This window comes from Methanohalophilus sp. RSK, assembly GCF_003722075.1.
GTDB lineage: Archaea > Halobacteriota > Methanosarcinia > Methanosarcinales > Methanosarcinaceae > Methanohalophilus.
This window is the reverse complement of record NZ_RDSK01000005.1, coordinates 19,904-35,970: the sequence shown is the minus strand read 5'-3', so window position 1 is coordinate 35,970 and position 16,067 is coordinate 19,904. Positions and strand designations below refer to the sequence as shown.

Annotated in this window: 21 protein-coding genes; 14 read left to right on the top strand and 7 right to left on the bottom strand. The window is 41.7% G+C overall.

Annotation, left to right across the window (positions count from 1 at the left end; all coding sequences use genetic code 11):
• Both EFE42_RS02700 and EFE42_RS02695 read left to right on the top strand, forming a co-directional pair.
• A partial coding sequence (locus tag EFE42_RS02700) for a transposase (protein WP_199724069.1) occupies positions 1–181 on the top strand: 181 nt, incomplete at its 5' end.
• Positions 182–331: 150 nt separating this feature from the next.
• Positions 332–568, top strand: coding sequence for a sulfurtransferase TusA family protein (locus EFE42_RS02695; protein WP_123135807.1), 237 nt, complete (start codon positions 332–334; stop codon positions 566–568).
• Positions 569–633: 65 nt separating this feature from the next.
• Here the strand turns inward: EFE42_RS02695 and EFE42_RS02690 are convergent, their stop codons facing one another.
• Positions 634–1,455: a molybdopterin-synthase adenylyltransferase MoeB gene (locus tag EFE42_RS02690; protein ID WP_123135806.1), complete on the bottom strand. Its 822-nt coding sequence runs from the start codon at positions 1,453–1,455 to the stop codon at positions 634–636.
• Between the two features lie 349 nt (positions 1,456–1,804).
• Between EFE42_RS02690 and thrC the strand changes: the two genes are divergently transcribed.
• From thrC to EFE42_RS02675, 3 genes are all read left to right on the top strand, one after another.
• A complete protein-coding gene (gene thrC / locus EFE42_RS02685; RefSeq protein ID WP_123135805.1) occupies positions 1,805–3,052 on the top strand; it encodes a threonine synthase in 1,248 nt (415 codons plus the stop codon).
• Between the two features lie 20 nt (positions 3,053–3,072).
• Positions 3,073–3,348: a ubiquitin-like small modifier protein 1 gene (locus EFE42_RS02680; protein WP_123135804.1), complete on the top strand. Its 276-nt coding sequence runs from the start codon at positions 3,073–3,075 to the stop codon at positions 3,346–3,348.
• 99 nt (positions 3,349–3,447) lie between these two features.
• Positions 3,448–4,359, top strand: a complete 912-nt coding sequence (locus tag EFE42_RS02675; RefSeq protein WP_123135803.1) for an ABC transporter substrate-binding protein — start codon at positions 3,448–3,450, stop codon at positions 4,357–4,359.
• A gap of 77 nt (positions 4,360–4,436) precedes the next feature.
• Here the strand turns inward: EFE42_RS02675 and sat are convergent, their stop codons facing one another.
• The 3 genes from sat to EFE42_RS02660 all read right to left on the bottom strand — a co-directional run bounded on the left by sat (position 4,437) and on the right by EFE42_RS02660 (position 7,464).
• Positions 4,437–5,591 (bottom strand): sulfate adenylyltransferase, encoded by a 1,155-nt coding sequence (sat, locus tag EFE42_RS02670; RefSeq protein WP_123135802.1) that lies wholly within the window; start codon positions 5,589–5,591, stop codon positions 4,437–4,439.
• Between the two features lie 57 nt (positions 5,592–5,648).
• Positions 5,649–6,395 (bottom strand): phosphoadenylyl-sulfate reductase, encoded by a 747-nt coding sequence (locus EFE42_RS02665; protein ID WP_123135810.1) that lies wholly within the window; start codon positions 6,393–6,395, stop codon positions 5,649–5,651.
• A gap of 208 nt (positions 6,396–6,603) precedes the next feature.
• Positions 6,604–7,464, bottom strand: a complete 861-nt coding sequence (locus tag EFE42_RS02660; protein WP_123135801.1) for a 4Fe-4S binding protein — start codon at positions 7,462–7,464, stop codon at positions 6,604–6,606.
• A 190-nt stretch (positions 7,465–7,654) separates the two neighbouring features.
• On the opposite strand from EFE42_RS02660, the gene EFE42_RS02655 reads away from it, so the two are divergent.
• A complete protein-coding gene (locus EFE42_RS02655; RefSeq protein WP_158599180.1) occupies positions 7,655–8,620 on the top strand; it encodes an inorganic phosphate transporter in 966 nt (321 codons plus the stop codon).
• A 6-nt stretch (positions 8,621–8,626) separates the two neighbouring features.
• On the opposite strand, the gene EFE42_RS02650 is transcribed toward EFE42_RS02655, so the two are convergent.
• Positions 8,627–8,857 (bottom strand): hypothetical protein, encoded by a 231-nt coding sequence (locus EFE42_RS02650; protein WP_123135799.1) that lies wholly within the window; start codon positions 8,855–8,857, stop codon positions 8,627–8,629.
• A gap of 190 nt (positions 8,858–9,047) precedes the next feature.
• Between EFE42_RS02650 and EFE42_RS10470 the strand changes: the two genes are divergently transcribed.
• The 3 genes from EFE42_RS10470 to EFE42_RS02635 are packed head-to-tail and all read left to right on the top strand — an operon-like array spanning position 9,048 to position 11,448.
• A complete protein-coding gene (locus EFE42_RS10470; protein ID WP_158599179.1) occupies positions 9,048–9,212 on the top strand; it encodes a hypothetical protein in 165 nt (54 codons plus the stop codon).
• Between the two features lie 38 nt (positions 9,213–9,250).
• On the top strand, positions 9,251–10,444 hold the full coding sequence (gene pscS, locus EFE42_RS02640; RefSeq protein ID WP_123135797.1) for an O-phospho-L-seryl-tRNA:Cys-tRNA synthase: 1,194 nt from the start codon (positions 9,251–9,253) through the stop codon (positions 10,442–10,444).
• Positions 10,441–11,448, top strand: a complete 1,008-nt coding sequence (locus EFE42_RS02635; RefSeq protein WP_123135796.1) for a DUF169 domain-containing protein — start codon at positions 10,441–10,443, stop codon at positions 11,446–11,448. The genes pscS and EFE42_RS02635 overlap by 4 nt, the downstream gene beginning before the upstream one ends.
• A gap of 134 nt (positions 11,449–11,582) precedes the next feature.
• On the opposite strand, the gene EFE42_RS02630 is transcribed toward EFE42_RS02635, so the two are convergent.
• Entirely contained in the window at positions 11,583–11,816 is a 234-nt protein-coding gene (locus EFE42_RS02630; RefSeq protein ID WP_123135795.1) for a sulfurtransferase TusA family protein, read from the bottom strand.
• 295 nt (positions 11,817–12,111) lie between these two features.
• Between EFE42_RS02630 and EFE42_RS02625 the strand changes: the two genes are divergently transcribed.
• The 3 genes from EFE42_RS02625 to EFE42_RS02615 all read left to right on the top strand — a co-directional run bounded on the left by EFE42_RS02625 (position 12,112) and on the right by EFE42_RS02615 (position 14,005).
• Complete coding sequence (locus EFE42_RS02625) at positions 12,112–12,501, top strand: MarR family transcriptional regulator (protein ID WP_370448652.1); 390 nt, start codon at positions 12,112–12,114, stop codon at positions 12,499–12,501.
• Between the two features lie 114 nt (positions 12,502–12,615).
• Positions 12,616–13,593, top strand: coding sequence for a radical SAM protein (locus EFE42_RS02620; RefSeq protein ID WP_123135793.1), 978 nt, complete (start codon positions 12,616–12,618; stop codon positions 13,591–13,593).
• 10 nt (positions 13,594–13,603) lie between these two features.
• Positions 13,604–14,005 (top strand): M67 family metallopeptidase, encoded by a 402-nt coding sequence (locus tag EFE42_RS02615; protein ID WP_123135792.1) that lies wholly within the window; start codon positions 13,604–13,606, stop codon positions 14,003–14,005.
• 95 nt (positions 14,006–14,100) lie between these two features.
• On the opposite strand, the gene EFE42_RS10395 is transcribed toward EFE42_RS02615, so the two are convergent.
• A complete protein-coding gene (locus EFE42_RS10395) occupies positions 14,101–14,331 on the bottom strand; it encodes a hypothetical protein (RefSeq protein ID WP_148039244.1) in 231 nt (76 codons plus the stop codon).
• Positions 14,332–14,580: 249 nt separating this feature from the next.
• On the opposite strand from EFE42_RS10395, the gene EFE42_RS02605 reads away from it, so the two are divergent.
• The gene (locus EFE42_RS02605; protein WP_123135790.1) at positions 14,581–15,099 is read left to right on the top strand and encodes a deoxyuridine 5'-triphosphate nucleotidohydrolase; all 519 of its coding nucleotides are present in this window, start codon (positions 14,581–14,583) and stop codon (positions 15,097–15,099) included.
• Positions 15,100–15,141: 42 nt separating this feature from the next.
• Entirely contained in the window at positions 15,142–15,933 is a 792-nt protein-coding gene (locus EFE42_RS02600; RefSeq protein ID WP_123135789.1) for a 2-amino-3,7-dideoxy-D-threo-hept-6-ulosonate synthase, read from the top strand.
• Positions 15,934–16,067: the final 134 nt, after the last annotated feature.

The window sequence follows — 16,067 nt, the reverse complement described above, 5'->3', positions numbered from 1 at the left end:
AGGCGTTACTACAAAAAGAGCATTTCAAAAATTCCCCGAACTGCGAAATAAAGAATTTTGGGGAAAGCATTTGTGGTCTCCAAGTTACTACATAGGAACACAAGGTCAAGTATCTGCTGAAACGATCCAGAAACACATAGATGGTAACAACAATAGAGGGTGTAATTCATCCACCGTTTGAAAACGGTGGTATTCTTACTCTATCATGATAAACTATCAATACAAGCAGGTCAATGAGCTAAATCCAGAAAATCTTCCGTGCGTATATCCTAAATATTGCCTCATTGGATATTTACAATAATAAGCAGCCCATAAACAGAAGTGATAAAAAATGAATGAAATAATAGCAGATTTTGAACTGGATGTAAGGGGACAGTGCTGTCCATACCCCCTTGTAAAAACTAAAAGCACTCTGGATACCCTCGACAGTAAAGAAATTTTAAAGGTTATGTCTGATGACCCAATGACTCCACAGAATATCGTATCCTGGACAAAGAAATCAGGAGATAAACTCCTTTCAGTCGAAGAAGAAAATGGAATATTTATAGTATACGTTAGCAAAGCCTGAATTCAAGTTACAGGCAGTTTATTCAATTTCAGCAGTAGTTTGACAGTAAAAAAATAAAACAATTTTTATTCTGCGCCTCCGTAGGCGCAAAGTTGTGTATCCTGATAATTTTCATGCTTGATAGACTTAATCTTGGGATTTTGGCCGCATACCGGACACGATGGATTTTTCCTGATTTTTATCTCATCGAAGGACATATTAAGTGCATCATAGTAAATCATTCTACCCACTAATAAATCACCCAAACCAAGAAGATATTTAATTACTTCGGTTGCCTGTATAACCCCTATAATTCCCGGTAGGACGCCAATAACACCTGCTTCCTGGCAACTTGGAACCATCCCGGCAGGAGGGGCATGTTCAAAGAGACATCTATAGCATGGACCTTCATCCGAAAGTATTGTCGTAACATGTCCCTCAAAACGGAAAATACTACCATGCGAAAGCGGCTTTTTTCCGATGACACAGGCATCATTTACAAGATAGCGAGTTGCAAAATTGTCCGAACCATCTACAACTATATCATAGTCATTTATGATATCTGAAATATTATCAGGATTTATTCTTTCATTATGGGTTATGACATCAACATCTGGGTTCAATTTTTTGACAAAATGTTTGGCAGATTCCACTTTTGGTATACCCGAATTGCCACCGTGTATCACCTGCCTTTGAAGATTGCTTAATTCCACAACATCATCATCAACAATTCCTATAGTACCTACACCTGCCGCCGCCAGGTACTGTATTATTGGAGAACCGAGTCCTCCTGCCCCTATACAGAGAACTTTGGAAGACAATAATTTCTGTTGTCCTTCCCCACCAACTTCCTGCAGGAGTATGTGTCTTGAGTAACGTTTTATCTGCTCTTCGGTAAATTCATTCATTATCCTTAACCTCTCTACCTCTTGTATCCTGTCGCCAGCCAGTATAAGGTTTTATGCTGTAAACATTACTTTGGATGTCGTTCACATAAAAAAAGAATTACGCAGATATATACGTATTTATGCCGGCAATATTTGAATCGGCATCTCAATGATTAAACAATGATCAACTTGAAGAGTCTCAATATGCTTAATTTTCAACAAAATAGTGAGGTCTAAACCTACTCGACCTGTTCTTATATATTCCAGTTGCAAAAAATCAGGCAAATATTGCCTGATAACTAAGAGTAATATCTATAAGGCATATTATACCAACTAGTAATAGTGAACCTAAAATCAGGTGATATATACTATGAGTCATGTAATTGGTTTAAAATGTAGGGAATGTGGTACCGAGTACCCAGGAGGAATACAGAACACATGCTACGAATGTTTTGGCCCTCTAGAGGTACATTATGACTGGGACGAAGTCCAGAATCGTGCCAGTAAGGAAAAGATATCTAAAGGTCCTCCGTCTATCTGGAGATATTCGGATCTGCTACCAATTGACGGTACGAACTATGTGGACCTAGGAGCAGGTTACAACAAACTCCATCGTGCCGAAAATCTTGGCAAGGAATTGGGCTTGCAGGAACTTTATATCCTTGATGATTCCGTAAATCCCACCAACTCTTTTAAGGATAGGGTAACATCGGTAGCTGTCAGCAAGGCACTTGAGTTAGGTGCAGAAGCTGTGGGTTGTGCTTCGACCGGAAACCTTGCATCTGCTGTTGGAGCACATGCTGCAAAAGCAGGACTTCCTGCATATATTTTCATTCCTTCGTCAATAGAACTTGGCAAGATCACACAGATGCTTGCGTATAAACCTAACACCATTGCAGTCGACGGAACATATGATGATGCAAATCGTCTCGCAAGTGAGGTGGCTGATCTGAACCCGAACTGGGCATTTGTTAACATAACAATCAGACCTTATTATACAGAAGGGTCCAGGACGCTGGCTTTTGAGACCGCAGAGCAACTTGGCTGGGACACACCCGACCATATAGTTGCCCCCCTGGGAAGCGGGGCTTTGCTATGCGCACTCTTTAGAGGTTATGATGAACTCGAAAATATAGGGTTTGTTGACAACAGTAGCAATATAAAATTTTCAGGATCCCAACCTTTAGGTTGCTCACCTATATCAGCTGCTGTTCAAAATGCTACAGAAGTCGTACCTATAAGAGAGTTAGATACGGTGGCTCATAGTCTTGCAATCGGTAATCCGGCTGATGGCTATTATGCAAAAGAAATAATCCATCAATCCGGAGGATACGCAGCATCACCTACAGATGAAGAAATTCTTGAAGCTATACATTTACTTGCAAGTACCGAAGGTATTTTCACAGAACCCGCAGGAGGAACAACAATTGCAGGCCTAAAAAAACTGGTTGAAACCGGACATATAAATCCGGACGAGAAAACCGTAGTATATGTAACAGGTAATGGCTTAAAGGCTCAGGATACAATTGCAAAAACACTTGAGCAGCCGGAATCGATTAAACCTACACTATCAGCATTTACAGACAAGTACAATAATAATTCTACTAGCACACAATAAAGATCAGGAAAGTGAATAACATGGTATCCGTAAGATTTTCATCAGCATTGAACAACATTACAAAAACAAGATCATCTGAATTTGACCTGCAGGACACGACAATCAGGAGACTGTTTGATGAATTGATAAAGGAATTTGGCGAAGAGTTCGAAACCCGGCTTTTTGAAAACGGGGAAATTCGCCGGTTTGTTAATATCTATGTAAATGGGGAAGATATAAGGCATCTGTCAGGCCTGGAAACAGAAATAAAGGCATCCGACGAAGTGTCCATTCTTCCTGCAGTAAGTGGTGGTTAAACGTCAGGTAAATGAGGGACAAAAGCCATGAAAATTGTTTTGTCATAATTCATGGCTTTAAGTTATCCCCTATTTTTATAAAAATCCAGGAGTTGTGTGATGAGAAAGTCATTAAATATCGGCCATCTTTCGACCATGTACCACACTTCATTCATATTAATGAATACGGATTGGTTAGAAAAGGCAAATATTAAAGCAAACTGGAGTCTCTTCGGAGGGGGACCTGCGATAGTCCAGGCATTTGAGAGGGGAGAAGTAGATCTGGGTTATATTGGCCTGCCTCCGGTAATGATCGGCATCGATCGAGGGGTTCCAATAAAATGTGTTGCCGGAGGACACGTTGAAGGCACAGTTATGATTGCAAATTCAGAATTCAAATCCCTGGAAGAATGTGGAAATAATCCATCCTTGTTTTTTGAACAGTTTAAAGGATTAACCGTTGCCTGTCCGCCAGGTGGGTCCATTCATGATGTGATCATTCGTAACTGCATTAAAAAAAGTGGTTTTGAAGGGAAAATCCCTGTTAAAAATTACGAATGGGCGGATATGATCCCTGAAGCTATGGTTGATGGTGATATCCATGTTGCAGTCGGCACCCCTTCCCTCGCAGTTGCAACTAAAAGATTTTGTAATGCAAAAACCGTCATCTCACCTGACAGGTTATGGCCGGATAACCCGAGTTACGGTATCATCGCAAGTGCTGACATGATTGAAAATTTTCCAGAGCTGGTTTTAGACTTCATTAAAATACATGAAAACGGATGTAATTTCATCCGCGAAAATCCCGGAAATGCAGCCCAGGTTGTTGCAGAAAAAGTCGGAGTAGTAGATGCTGATTTTGTGCAGGAAATGTATGAAGTATCCCCTAAATACTTTGCTGGGATTTCAGACAAATATATTGAATCCACCCTGAAATTCAGTCCAATATTACATGAACTTGGTTTCATCTCACAGCCATTGGAAGAAAAAGACATTTTTGATAGGCGGTTTGTGAACCAGCTAGCATTGTGACATTGTGCCACTTAATAATCTCAAAAAATATCCCCTGTTACCTCCGATAAGGATGTAACAGGATTGCCTTTTTTATTTCACTCAACAAAAGGATTGTCATACTTCAATATAACATCTGCAACTTCAGGCCTCATGGAATCTGCAGGAGGGCGTTTACCGCTCACGAGTAACTCCCGCATACGAGTTCCACTGAAATGTATGTAGGAATCCGAAGAATGTGGGCAGATCTTCGAATGGGCAATACTTCCACATTTCTTGCAGTAGAAGAAGGATTTGAAGAACATGGGGGTTATGCCCAGGTCATCGAATTCGGAGAATATCTCATGTGCTGCAAACGGAGGATAGAATGATCCAACTCCTGCATGATCACGACCCACAATAAAATGAGTACATCCAAAGTTCTTGCGTACAATCGCATGGAATACTGCTTCACGAGGGCCTGCATAACGCATTTCGGTCTGGAAAATACCCAGGGTGGCTCTCTCCTGCGGGAAATAATTTTCAATCAAAGTTTCATACGCTTCAAGGATTACATCATCCCTGAAATCACCGGTTTTCTTTTTACCGATCACTGGGTTTATGAAGAGTCCATCCACATTACTGAGTGCTGTTTTCTGGATATATTCATGACCAAGGTGAGGCACATTCCGGGTCTGGAATCCCACAATGGTATTCCAATTCATCTCCTGGAACAGTTTTCTTGTCTCTTTGGGCTTCAATGCATATTTGGGGTAAGGGGATGGTGTTTCTTGTAGGAGATCTATCTTACCCCCTATCAAATTGTCTTCCATCCGATATGTATTGGCAACTCCGGGATGGGATTTATCCGTAGTTCCAAAAACCTGTTGAGCATGAGCATCCTTATCGAGGCCGTAGATTTCCTCAACATGAAAAAGAGCTATCGGCTTATCATCATGCCGAAGGATGACATCATCACCGGATTTAATTCTTGAAGCCTTTTCATTGGAGATATCAAGTACAATCGGAATTGTCCAGGGGATATCACTTGATAACCTCTTGTTAGAGAGCACATTTTCATAATCTTCACGGGTGAGGAAGCCTTCAAGGGGACTGAACAAGCCATTAGCTATGTTTTCCATATCTCTGGCAATCCCTATGTCCACATCTATACTCTGGAATTTATCTGCCTGACTTATTATTTCCCTGGCATTTTCCGGGGAAAGGGTCCTGTCAATTAACTTCCCACCATGCGGGGTTTGTTGTTTAATCATATTGCATCTTCCCTGTAACTGGAGATTCTAAATATTAAGAGGAGCAAAAAGCTCCACTTATTTTCGACTCTGTTCAATATTACCGGAGTGGAGACCACACTCTTTTTTGGTAGCTTCTTCCCACCACCAGCGACCTTCACGTTCATGTTGTCCGGGCAGTACCGGCCGGGTACATGGCTCACAGCCAATGCTGACAAATCCTTTTTCATGAAGCTCATTGTAGGGAACATCATTTTCTCTTATGTACTGCCATACCTGTTTTGATGTCCAATTTGCCAGGGGATTGAATTTTACAAGATTGCCATCCCCAAACACCCTGTCAAGCTCAATAACGGGAATGGATAAACGTGTACCGGGACTCTGATCTTTTCTCTGGCCTGTTACCCATGAACCAACATCATTAAGTGCCCGTTTGAGAGGGTCCACTTTCCTGACCCCACAGCACTCTTTGTGACCGTCCCTGTAGAATGAGAATAATCCCTTCTGACGGACCAATTCTTCAGTTTTATCCCTGTTAGCAAAATATATCTCAATAGGAATATCATAATGGTCTCTGACCTTGTCCAAAAAGCGATATGTTTCAGGATGCAAACGTCCTGTGTCCAGTGAAAATACCCGTACATCATCCCTGATCTTCTTTGCCATATCGATTAACACAACATCTTCGGCCCCGCTGAATGCTATGGAAATGTCCGGGGAATAATTTTCCAGTGCATATTCCAGTATTTCCTGTGGGGAACTATTTTCATATTCTTTATCTAATTGTTCTAACTTTTCTGCTAATCCCAAATCCTCCTCTTGCATTTTATCATCCTCCATTTAGTATTCCTTAAATTCATGCATAACGTAGTGATTCATTTCTCATCAATTATGATCATCTTTTTGTGTATCTGTTTCAAGAGACAACTTTTGAAAATATCCACCGACTATAGCCTCGGCTAAGTAAGTACCAATTTTGACTGCTTGCCGGACAGTCTCCCTTTAGATACGTGCGTAAAGTAAATGGTAAGATTTATCCAAGTACGGCTGCCTTATATTTTTCCAATCCCACCCTCTTAAGAGTATCCCGGAACCTCTCGCCTGCAGGTGCATTTTCCCTGTAGAAATCCAGTGTTTTCTCGATTATCTCAAAGAGTGTTTTTTCATCCACAACATCTATCAATTTGATAGCAAGTTCAGGATGCCTGCCAACTCTTCCTCCAACCCAGATGGTGTAACCGGATTTGACTTCTATCCATGCAGATGTGGGACAGACAAAAACACAATCACCACAGAGATTGCATTTCTCCTCATCAAAATGCAGGGTGTCATTTTCGATTCTAATGGCATCCACCGGGCATGTTGTTTCACAGAGACCACAACGTGTACATTTATCATCAATCCATTCTGGTTCAAGCCCACCCATAACTCCGAAGTCGTTTTCCTGGGGTTTCATACAGGATGCCGGACAACCCGTCACAGCAAACTTGAATTTACTCGGTAGTTCAGAAGCAAAATGTTTTTCGTCAATTTTTCTGGCAATACCTAATGCATCTATCAAACCATGGGTACAAACACGATCTCCCTGGCAGGCAACAACTCCCCTGACTCTCGGCCCACAGGTACCTTGATGCACATTTGCCGATTCCAGCTCATTCAGCATGGCATCTGCATCTTCAAGTTCCACAAATGAGATTTCAGCTCCCTGCCTGGAAGTTATGTGGATTTCCCCTTTTCCATACTTATCTGCAGCCTTGGCCAGTGACCTAAGTTGTTCTGATGTCAACTGGCCACCGACTATGCGAAGACGTATGGAGAAAAAATCTTCCTTTTGACGTTGGCGAAGAAAGCCACCTTGTTTGAGCCTTTCATAATTGATTTCTTTTTCTTCCATGCATATTCCCTGATAGATATAGTATCGGTTTGTTATATATAACTGCATCATAAGGCAAATATTGCGTTGCATAATAGTGGTAAAATTGACCTGTTTCTCCAATGATATATATCACACAATCATTTTAGGAGGTAACTTTGGGGACCAAGTCCTGTTTATGTAAAAATTCCTTAATGTAGTGATGGAGAATATGGATATGTTAATGACACTGGCGGCACTGGCAACAGCAATGTTCATGGGAATAAACATTGGTGGAAATAATGCTGCAGCTTCGATGGGCGCTGCTTACGGTGCAAAAGCAAGAACTAAGAATCAGGCAATATTTTTAATAGCCGTATTCTCTTTGCTTGGGGCGGTTCTAAATGGTGGGGACGTTATTAAAACGCTTGGGGGAGGAATTGTCCCCGGCAATACAATGACCCTTGTTGCCGCCATCATTGCAATTGCAGCAGCTTCTATTAGCCTGTTTATCGGGAATTGGCTCAAAGTGCCGATCTCTTCAAGCCAGGCTGCAGTCGGAGCAGTTGTCGGAATAGGTATATTTTACGGAGTCCTTGATACAAAATTACTTTCCTACATCGTAGTATGGTGGATAGCCACACCTATCCTGTCATTTATCCTTGCATATATTGCTGGTAAATATATCCATCCGCAAGTATTGGTATGGCTTGTCGATCATGAATCAGAAGCACAAATAAGAAAAATAATAGGCATGCTCCTAACAGTTACCGGTTGTTATGTGGCTTACTCTGCAGGGGCGAATAATGTTGCAAATGCTGTCGGTCCCTTTGTTGGGGCCGGACTTCTAGACCCCACAAACGGAGCGATACTTGGAGGCCTTACCCTCGGAGTAGGTGCATTACTGATTGGTGGTCGCGTCCTCCAGACAGTTGGAGATGATATTGCAGAAATATGTGAAATACGTGCCGTCTTTGTTGAATTCATCTCGGCTGCCATTGTACATATTGCATCAATTGCAGGTGTTCCGGTGGCACTCGGACAGATTGTGCCTGCAGCAGTCATAGGAATAGGATGTGCCAAAACAGGAATTGCTACTGTAAAGAGCAAGACTGTCAAACGTATTATTGTTATGTGGGTAGTCTCGCCACTGATAGCAAGTTCCCTGGCATATGCAACAATCCGATTGATGTCCTGATACCGGTCATTCAGGACTGCGTTTCTTTTTTAGTATTTCTTCTGCATCTACCATTTTATCTTCGTTTTCATTGTAGATTTTCTGTACATTATCCATTGCTCTTTTCAGGCGTTTTTTCAATTTGACAAGATCCTGATCCGATAGGTTATATTCAGGAACATTGTCTATCCAGAATTGCTGAACATCTATCAATGCGTCAATTGCAGACTTTGTACGGTTAAGAGTGTTTTCATCCATAATATCAAATATGTATAACTCATATTAATGTATAACATGGTGGGGTGCGGCAAGATTTGTCGAGATGCAATTTGTTATTTATATGCCAACCAATTTTGATATGATGTTGTTAGAACTATATTATTCCGATACATGCTTGAATTGTCATTATGTCAGAAAGAAAATAGTGGACATCCTCTCGGGTGGAATAATGTTCAAGGAAATCAATATTACCGGTCCCGAAGGTGCAAAACGTGCAAAGCAGCTGGGAATCGAGGAGGTCCCGACGATTGCCATTGACGGTGAAGTTGTACTCATTGGAAGGGTAGAGAAGGAGGAGATAGAACATGAGATCAATCTGCACCAAACTGGCTAAAGCAACTACTATTATCGGACAAAGTAGGGGAAATTTGAGTGAATCTGGATATTTACAATAATCTGAAACGTGGAGTTGAGAGTACATACATAAACCTGAATCCTATCCAGCGAGGCGGAGTACTTACAGCTGAAGCCAGGAAAGCAGTACTTGAATTTGCAGACGGCTATTCGGTATGTGATTATTGTTTTGAATCCAGGGTTGATCTGGTTCAGAAACCACCGGTCAGGAATCTTTCCGCAGATATAGCAGAATTCCTGAATATGGACGACATCCGGTTCACAGCCGGCTGCCGGCATGCAAAATGGGCAGCTATGCATATGGTGACCGAACCCGGTGACACCATCGTTTTGGATTCCCTCGCCCATTATACATCTTACCTGGCAGCAGAAGCAAACCAGTTAAAAGTGGTTGAAGTACCACATAGCGGCTATCCCGAATTTACCATAGACCCACAGAAGTATGCCGAGAAGTTTGAAGAAGTCGAACGTAAGACCGGTTCTCTGCCTGCACTGGCATTGCTTACCCATGTGGATTATCGTTATGGGAATGTAGCTGATGCCGCAGCGGTCGGAAAAATATGCAAGGAATACGGAGTTCCGTTTCTGCTGAACACGGCATATTCCTCAGGTATCATGCCTATTGATGGCAAGAAACTTGGTGTGGATTTCCTGTGCGCATCAGGCCACAAAAGCTGGGCGGCATCGGCTCCCATGGGAATTCTTGCGACCACTTTTGAGTGGAGCCAGCAGGTGTTTGAAAAATCAACGATCCGTGGAGACTGGAGCGGCCGGGGTTTCACGAAAAAAGAAGTTGCACTGTTTGGATGTTCACCTGTGTTCGGGGCACCAGTGATGTCACTCATGGCTTCATTCCCTGCTGTTGTCAAACGTGTCAAGCACTGGGATGAAGAGGTAGAAAACGCCCGATACCTTGTTACCCAGCTTGAACGAATAGAAGGGTTCCACCAGATGGGTGTCAAGCCAACCGAACATACACTGGTGACTTTTGAGACACTCCCGTTTTATGAAGTTTCAGCCACAACAAAGAGGCGAGGATATTTCCTCTACCATGAACTTAAAAAGCGAAAAATTACCGGAGTGCACCCTGGAATGAGTAAGAATTTCAAGTTGAATACTTACGGACTTAGCAGAAAACAGATTGAATACGTGGCAGATGCTTTCATAGACATTGCCAGAGAACATGGAATCCCGGTGGAGGATAGTGTATGACATATGCAGAAATGACAAAGAGATTCAGACGATTTTTTGAACTTCCGCTTACACCGGTTGCTGTTAAACTTAACAGTGATGAGACAATAAACGTCTCTTCACCAATGCGTTACTGTGAGATGGTACGTAAAAGTGCTGCATATGGCACTACATTCACAGCTACCGTTGATGATGTCTCCTGTGCAAGTGCAGAACTGGCACTTGGTTTCACAGAGCCAAGTTATGGAGAGGTATATCCCCGGATAAAACCGGCTAATACAGAAAAAATAACCGTGACACCACTTGACAAATGTGAATTTGAACCGGATGCGGTAGTAGTTATTGGAAATGCCAGTAAACTCATGCGATTGGCAGCGACCCTTGCTAAGGTAGAAGGGAACATGGTAGAATCCAAATTCAAAGGGGAATTTGCAGTTTGTGGCGAATGTACTGCTATCCCCGTGATGGAAAACACTGTAAACCTCTCGCTTTTGTGTAGCGGAGCACGCATGTTCAGCGATTACAGAAGCGATGAACTTGTGTTTGGATTCCCATTGGATTCTTTTATAAAACTTACAGAATCTCTCAAAGAAGAGAGTATCACAAAAGCTCTTTGTGGATGTCTTATGGATGACCTTCCAACCAGAGTGGTGGATTCCATCCTTGCTCTTGGATTTACAAAAGGAACGGACCACTTCCTGGGACGCTTTGAAAACGAAATCATAAGACTGTATATACCAAAGGATGAGAAGGGAAAAAGCACATCAGTCACACTTCATATCCCTGTCAAACTTAAGGACGCTGAAACCGCAAAGAAAGCATTGGATATAACATCAGCTCTATTCGAAAAACCCTTTATCTACCGCAGACGTGATAACTGGATCGATGTTGTGCTATTAATAGAATTTCACGAATCCATTAATCGTGCAGCCATGAGAGGTGAAAAGTTCGAAGCACTAATAAATCGCGGAATAGAAGTGATGCTTGACAACATTGCAAAATTCAAGAGAAAAACAGTTCAATGACGTGGATTCTTGACAAAAGAATCCGACTCCTTTTTTTACTCAGGCTCGACGTGGGACAACAATATTTCCGGACTTTTAAATCGAACGGACACACTTGTCAAATTAACCTGTAAATAATGCTTCAAACCTTTTGATCAGACTTTTTTTATGTGAACTTTCCAGAGATTAGCAGCTATATGATCTATTCCAAGAACTGTATGCCCTTCATTCCTGACACTCTTGGGAACATTTCCGATCGCAGGTGCATGGTCAAAAATGACTGTCAGAACGTCTCCACTCTCCATTTGTTCAAGCTGTAATTTTGTTTTTACAAAAGTAAACGGGCACACTTCTCCTTTTAAATCCAATTCAGTTGTCTTCTCTTCCATATTATTACCTTTTTAATTGACAACTTGAGCCTTCTACCCCGGGGAATAAATAAGTTGAGGTACAGGCAAATAAGAAAAAGTTCGAATAAATGCAGGGGCAGGGAAACAGGATTATATACAGTCCAGTAGATGTGTTCAGTTAGAAAATATAACCTAATAATTTGCACCTCAAGTTGTTTTTGAAAAATGGTTGGCATGTGCAGCATCAAATTTATATACTAAAAAGAATATATCACGATTGTGAAGTTCACTATTGTGAACGCTATTAACAAAGGAAGGTGAAATAATATGAGGGATCGTTTTTGTTGGCAATAGTAAAACAGACGCACAGATTGTAAAAAAAGCAAACAAATATAATCGAAAAGAACTTCGAAGAACAATCGAAGAATTACCACCTTCTGCAAAACTTGTCCTCAAGGTCTTGGAATACAGTGGATATCTGACCCAGAAAGAAATTGCAGAAGAAAGCTATCTTCCACCAAGAACAGTAAGGTATGCATTAAACCGGCTAAAAGATGAAAGGTTTCTGCAGGAAAGGTTCTATTTCAAGGATGCCAGACAGAGTCAATACGGTTTAAAGCACCTATCGGACAGGCATGAAACAAATGAAATGCCTGTACAGGATTCGGTTAACGTTTCCTTTACCGGTGCATTCGCAGAAAAATACGAATTACCAGTCAATTGAAAAGAACTAAAATGGAAAAGCAAGGCTGTATCGATCTAGTAGATGTCAGCCCTTGCTTTTCGAGACTTCCGGTTTTTATTATGAATAAAATAAGACGTTTTAAAGTGAAATCCTATGAAACCGGAAATTAAGGCTGAACTAATATCTATCGGTGCTGTGAATCTGGACAGGTCATTGCTTGGCAGAATTACGGTCCCAACAGCAGGCCCCGGAGCAGGGAATATTGCATTCTTCCTCAAATCCGGCAGGCATCGTGTACGTCTTACCGTAAATGAAGGCTCCCCCCTCAAAGCTGTCATGGATAAAGGGGAAATTGTGATTTTGAAAGGGGGAAAAGAGCTTGTAAGGGGAAAACTCGAAGAAGAGCTTATCCACTGTCCCGGTCAGGCATTTATCACCATAAGTGAGAAGTGTGTATATAATTGCAAGTTCTGCCCCGTTCCGAAACTTGGCGGGAAGGTGAAAAGCCTTGATGAGGTGCTGAAACTTGTGGATATGGGATATTCTTCGGGAATGATGGAAGCGATATCCATCACATCAGGAGTTGAGGAAACAGCAGAAAAAGAGGTCAAACGTGTTATTGAGGTCCTCAATGCTGTAAAAAAATACAATGTACCCATAGGCGTATCCATATATCCGACTCCAGGCAGCTCTGTCGCCCTGAAAAAAGCCGGTGCGGATGAAATAAAATACAATGTAGAGACGATGGACCGTGATTTGTATCCCACGGTGTGCCCGGATCAGGAACTGGACGAGATCCTCTGGTATCTGCGGGAAGCCGTGGATATCTTCGGAAAGAATAAAGTATATTCCAATTTCATAATCGGTCTCGGGGAATCCGATGAAACTGTGGAAAAGGGATTGGAAGAACTTGCTTCATTGGGTGTTATACCTATTTTGCGCGCCGGAGGCGTGCATCCTTTGCGCATGGATGATATTGACATCGAACGTCCCACTAAATACAGGCTGCTTAAACTTACAAAGATCCTCCGCAAAATACTGGACAAGCACGGGTTGCAGGCTGACATTTCAAAAACGATGTGTCTTCCATGTACTGGCTGTGACCTAAATCCCCATATTGACCTGGAGTGATCAATATATCATGACCACCAGTAAAATAAGTATTGCACAGGAACACCTTTCACTCATATTGGAAGAACTTGAATCAAATCGCCCTTTTGAAGCCTGTGGCGTACTTGTAGGAATAAATGAGGGAAGTGTGGCCGCTGTAAAAAGGGCAGTTCCTGTGAGTAACTCCAGGCGTACCCAGTACAGTTTTGAACTTGATCCCACGGAATTCTACAGAATCTGGGATCATGCAGAAAAAGAGGGAATGGATGTAGTGGGAATTTATCATACCCATCCAGCAAATGCTGCAAGACCTTCGGAATGGGACAAAAAATCCATGCGTAATTTTCCTCTAATCTGGATCATTGCAGGTATTGACGGTGTATTTGCTTACAGGTTTGTGAAAGAAAGGTTAAGTACTGTGCATATGGTATAAATCATTCTTTTATTTGCCAAACCTTTATTTTGATGATTTTCAATGGGCAGTACTAATACATCATCCATCCTTTAAGCTGATGTACAATTTCACATTCAATAGTACATCACAAGATAGAGGTGGACTCCCAGCAGATAAGAAAGGAACCATAATGCAGCTATGAGTTTCATTGCAATGAACCGATTGAGAATATCCTTGACCCTGCCCATAAAAAGTAATTCTACGTAAAGACCCAAAAGAAGGACAAAAAGACCCAATCCATGATGGAAAAGCAGTTCAATATTGAAAAACGTGTTAAAATAATAAGTAGATCTTACACCAGACATAGCAGGGTACATAAAAAATACTGTCAATAAAAGCTCTGCAAACAAAGCAAAACCCATTATGCGACAATGGAGCTTAGTTTTATTGTTACGAACCAGATAGATTGAAACAAGTATAATAATTATCAGAATTGTTTGAATAAAAAGGTTCAACATAAAATACCCCCATATAAGGTGCCTTACTAAATATTGGCACAGAATGATATAAAAAACTGCCTTACAATAGAAATACAAAAAAGAGGTATATAACACATGGCAATGCTATCAAGGAACGAACTTGACAAACTCCTGGAGGGCGAGCAGCCTCTTGTTGAAGGGTTTGTTGATGAAGAACTTCAGGTGCAACCCAATGGTATCGAACTTACACTTGAAAGTGTGCACAGACTAAATGGAAAGGGTACCATAGATTTTGACAATTCAAAAAGGCAAATTCCTGAAAGTATACCTCTTGATTTTAATGAGGAATGGATTGACCTAGAAAAGGGCATATACAAAATAATCTTTAATGAAATCGTTAATATTCCCAAAAATATTGCAGCACTCGCAACACCCAGGTCAAGCCTGATACGTGCCGGAGCGACACTGGAAACTGCTGTATGGGATGCCGGATACCGGGGCAGAAGCGAATGTTTACTTGTTGTATATAACCCCAATGGCCTGAAACTGCAAAAAAATGCGCGTATGATACAACTTGTGTTTTATACTCTGCACACAGAAGTTGATGAAGGATACAATGGTAAATACCAGAATGAGAATACCTGCTTACAATAATTTTTATAAAACATATGTACATATATGTACAGGAGAGTGCACATGAGTGAAATTGGCAAATCCGTAAGGATCGAACGCATATTCGATCGTAATACACAAAACGCAATAATAATACCAATGGACCACGGAGTCGGGGCCGGGCCTCTAAGAGGACTGACAGACATGTCTACTACTGTAAATAAAGTAGCTGAAGGTGGTGCAAATGCAGTATTGGGACATATGGGACTTCCAAAATACGGTCACAGAGGATATGGAAAAGACGTGGGATTGATAATCCACCTTTCCGGTTCAACATCCCTTGGCCCTGATCCAAATCACAAAGTACTGGTTACCACCATTGAGGAAGCCATAAAAGTAGGCGCTGATGCAGTATCCGTCCACATAAATGTAGGTGCGGATGATGAGGCGAAAATGTTGCAGGACCTTGGCAGAATTGCAAAGGGCTGTGATGAATGGGGAATTCCACTTCTGGCAATGATGTATCCCAGAGGACCCCGCGTAGCATCAGAGCATGATGCAGAGTATGTGAAACATGCTGCAAGGGTTGGTGCCGAGCTGGGGGCAGATATCGTAAAAACAAATTATACAGGAGATATTGATTCATTCAAAGAAGTCGTGGAGGGATGCCCCGTACCTGTTGTTATAGCAGGCGGCCCCCAGATGGAAACAGAAGAAGACCTCCTTCAAATGATACATGATTCACTGGAGGCAGGTGGCAGAGGTGTTGCAATCGGCAGAAATGTATTCCAGTCCGAAGACCCGGTTGTTACCGTATCTAAAATATCCCGCATTGTCCATGGGGGAGAATCTGTAGAAGAAGTACTCAATCGATAAAATTTGAAAAGAAGAGAGCAAGACCATGTAAGTGGTATGGCCAAATGAAGATATGTTAGATGGTGGTGGTACGATATGAAAATGGTCTTGCCTAATTATAGTGTATATACAGTCCTCTATAAATACTTTTTTGA

Coding starts and splice junctions, on each gene's coding strand:
- EFE42_RS02615 (WP_123135792.1), top strand. CDS start 13,604: ATGACCACCAGTAAAATAAGTATTGCACAGGAACACCTTTCACTCATA.
- EFE42_RS02675 (WP_123135803.1), top strand. CDS start 3,448: ATGAGAAAGTCATTAAATATCGGCCATCTTTCGACCATGTACCACACT.
- EFE42_RS02660 (WP_123135801.1), bottom strand. CDS start 7,464: ATGGAAGAAAAAGAAATCAATTATGAAAGGCTCAAACAAGGTGGCTTT.
- EFE42_RS02695 (WP_123135807.1), top strand. CDS start 332: ATGAATGAAATAATAGCAGATTTTGAACTGGATGTAAGGGGACAGTGC.
- EFE42_RS02600 (WP_123135789.1), top strand. CDS start 15,142: ATGAGTGAAATTGGCAAATCCGTAAGGATCGAACGCATATTCGATCGT.
- EFE42_RS02690 (WP_123135806.1), bottom strand. CDS start 1,455: ATGAATGAATTTACCGAAGAGCAGATAAAACGTTACTCAAGACACATA.
- EFE42_RS10470 (WP_158599179.1), top strand. CDS start 9,048: ATGTTCAAGGAAATCAATATTACCGGTCCCGAAGGTGCAAAACGTGCA.
- thrC (WP_123135805.1), top strand. CDS start 1,805: ATGAGTCATGTAATTGGTTTAAAATGTAGGGAATGTGGTACCGAGTAC.
- EFE42_RS02665 (WP_123135810.1), bottom strand. CDS start 6,395: ATGCAAGAGGAGGATTTGGGATTAGCAGAAAAGTTAGAACAATTAGAT.
- EFE42_RS02650 (WP_123135799.1), bottom strand. CDS start 8,857: ATGGATGAAAACACTCTTAACCGTACAAAGTCTGCAATTGACGCATTG.
- EFE42_RS10395 (WP_148039244.1), bottom strand. CDS start 14,331: ATGTCTGGTGTAAGATCTACTTATTATTTTAACACGTTTTTCAATATT.
- EFE42_RS02635 (WP_123135796.1), top strand. CDS start 10,441: ATGACATATGCAGAAATGACAAAGAGATTCAGACGATTTTTTGAACTT.
- EFE42_RS02620 (WP_123135793.1), top strand. CDS start 12,616: ATGAAACCGGAAATTAAGGCTGAACTAATATCTATCGGTGCTGTGAAT.
- EFE42_RS02605 (WP_123135790.1), top strand. CDS start 14,581: ATGGCAATGCTATCAAGGAACGAACTTGACAAACTCCTGGAGGGCGAG.
- EFE42_RS02680 (WP_123135804.1), top strand. CDS start 3,073: ATGGTATCCGTAAGATTTTCATCAGCATTGAACAACATTACAAAAACA.
- sat (WP_123135802.1), bottom strand. CDS start 5,591: ATGATTAAACAACAAACCCCGCATGGTGGGAAGTTAATTGACAGGACC.
- EFE42_RS02630 (WP_123135795.1), bottom strand. CDS start 11,816: ATGGAAGAGAAGACAACTGAATTGGATTTAAAAGGAGAAGTGTGCCCG.
- EFE42_RS02655 (WP_158599180.1), top strand. CDS start 7,655: ATGGATATGTTAATGACACTGGCGGCACTGGCAACAGCAATGTTCATG.